This is a genomic window from Terriglobus sp. YAF25 (assembly GCF_052113305.1).
GTDB lineage: Bacteria > Acidobacteriota > Terriglobia > Terriglobales > Acidobacteriaceae > Terriglobus.
Map to the genome: position 1 here is coordinate 1 of NZ_JBFRCY010000645.1, position 2,707 is coordinate 2,707.

Annotated in this window: 1 protein-coding gene; it reads left to right on the forward strand. The window is 59.3% G+C overall.

Annotation, left to right across the window (positions count from 1 at the left end):
- Nucleotides 1-2,247: diguanylate cyclase (locus AB4043_RS21700; RefSeq protein WP_442308060.1), on the forward strand; the 2,247-nt coding region annotated here is incomplete at its 5' end.
- Nucleotides 2,248-2,707 lie beyond the last annotated feature (460 nt).

A 2,707-nucleotide genomic window follows, 5' to 3' on the forward strand; every position in this document is an offset into this window, starting at 1 on the left:
GGCTCGCTCTACCGGCTGGACCGTGATGCGAAAGCATTTGTTCCTGCCGGTCTGAGTCTGCCAAGCGGCGCTCTTGCAGCGCGCGGAACCGCGATCGTCGAGGATAAGCAGGGACGCATCCTTATCAACCTGGGCGAAGGTCTGGCGCGCCTGGAAGGCGGCAACTGGAACGTATTGCAGGGAGGCGCGGATCTTCCCGTGCGCATGATCGATACGCTGTTTGTCGATCGGCGGGGTTCCGTCTGGGTGGGCTGGAACGGCAAAGGTCTGGGACGGTGRCTTGGATACGACAACACCGTGAACTGGACAACCATGAACGGCTTGCGATCGGACATCGTGTGGAACTTTGCCCGTGATCGCAGCGACCGCATGTGGATTGCAACCGAGAGCGGTCTCGAGATGATTGAAGCGGGAAGCCGGTCGATCAGAAAGCGCGCTGCATCCAGCAGGCTTCCTCTTCATCGTGTGCAATCGATTGCGATGGCTGCCGACGGACATTTCTGGACGGGAAGCGACGACGGCAGTGTCTTTGACTACGATCCCGCGACCGGCGAAGGCCATAAGGTAGCTCAGCTTACAGGCGTCTTTCAGATCCTCCGCGACAGTTCGGGACGTATGTGGATCTGCACGCTGAACGGACTCTATGTCGTGGCGCCCGATGATCCTTCGCGGAGCGTACAGAGGATCACCGGCAAAGACGCTCCGTCAGAGCAGGTCTATGTCGGTGCGGAAGACAAGCGCAACGCTCTCTGGTTCATTGCCGGTGGCGGTCTGTTCCGGCTGACGGGCGGGACCTGGAAAAAGATTGAGCTTCCGGCCGCATACCATCCCACGCTTTCTGCGCAGCTCAGCATCGGCCACGACGGCACCTTCTGGATCTCCGGCAACGAGCCGAACCTTGTGCATCTTCGTGTGCGCGGCAACAAGGCAGAGCTGCTGGAGCCGATACCGTGGGCCAGCGGCGACGCCAAAGTCTTCCTGGTAAAGACAGACAGCCGAGGCTGGGTCTGGGCCGGGACGGGAGAAGGTCTCTACCTTTTCAATGGCAGCCGATGGAGCCATTGCGGTGTCGAAGACGGGCTGGTCTGGAACGATATCAACAGCAACAGCTTCTACGAAGATAAGGACGGCACGGTCTGGATCGGCACCAGTGGAGGCATGACGCACTTCGTGCATCCGGAACACCTGTTCACGCAGGAACCGCTGACGGCGCAGATTGCCGAGGTAAAGATCGGCGAGAAGCTGTTGACGCTCTTTCATGAAGGAGAAATACCGTGGGGCCGCGACTCCTTGACAGCCCATCTTGTCTCCACTGACTTTCAACGCGAGAGTTCCATCACCTTCCGCTATCGCATGGTGGGTCTGGAAGAAGACTGGCAGGATACGCCGCAGCACGACCTGCGTTATCCGGCACTGCCCGCGGGCGAGTACCGCCTTGAGGTTGTCGCGGTTGATGAAGGAACCGGACGCAAGTCCGAGACGGCGTCGGCTGAATTTCGGATTCTTCCGCCATGGTGGAAGACGCGGACGATGTGGGCGGTCTATATCCTGTCTCCACTGTTGCTATGCCTGCTGGTGTGGCGCTGGAGTGTGCGTTTCTTTGTCCAGCGGCAGCGCCATCTCGAAGCGATTGTGCAGGAACGCACGCGCGAGCTGGAGCAGGAGAAGCATGAGCTGCTCAAAGCGCGGCAGGAGCTGCAGATTCAGGCAACACACGATTCGCTGACCGGTCTTCTCAATCGCGGGGCAATCATGGAGCACCTGGAGCAGGAGGTCGAGCGGGCACGGCGCGAGGGCGCCACCTTTGCTGTGCTTCTCCTGGATATCGATCACTTCAAGCGGGTGAACGATACCTGGGGACACTCGGCAGGCGACTGTGTGCTCCGTGAATATGCGCGGCGCCTGGGCGCGCTTGCACGACCGTACGACGTTGTAGGCCGCTACGGCGGTGAAGAGATGATGATGCTGCTTCCCGGTCTAACGCGGCTGACAGCAAGTACACGCCTGCCCGAACTGCATGCGGCGCTTTGTGCGGAGCCGATTGGCTGCAGCGGGCACTACCTCAATATCACCTGCTCGATCGGAGTGAGTTGGTATGAGCTCGGACGCAGCACCGTACAGCGGCTGATCGATCTTGCCGACGACGCCCTTTATCGTGCGAAGGATGAAGGCAGGAACCGGATCGTCTTCGCCGACGAGGATGTGCTCGATATGGCGGAACTAAGCGGCAACACTAAACCCTGGTAAGGGCGGGGTGCCCCATATCTGGCGGCATTATCGCCAGATGTGGGAATGAAATACCACGACAGTCGCGGTCATCCCCACATCCTGCAAACCCCACATCTCGGCTACGCCGAGATACCACCCCAACGAGCAAGCCCGCTGGGGACCCCGGATATGGGGCACCCAATTGTTCAGGGTCAGGAATGGATATCTACGAGCTACTTCTTCCACGCATAGAAGCGCCGCTGGCAGCTTTCGCAGCGATAGGGCCGCAGCAGCAGAAAACGCGAAAGCAGGTCAAAGAGACGCGGGTGTGATTCTCGCACCGCGTGGGATGACAAGCATTGGGGGCACCGATACGGAAAGAGCGACATGGCAGAACCTCTACCCCTTGCGGGAAAAGGAAGACAGATTTTTAGCTTTTGTACGTGCAATGTAGCACGGATTGATTCCGGCCCGGTAAAAACACATCCCTGCATAGACG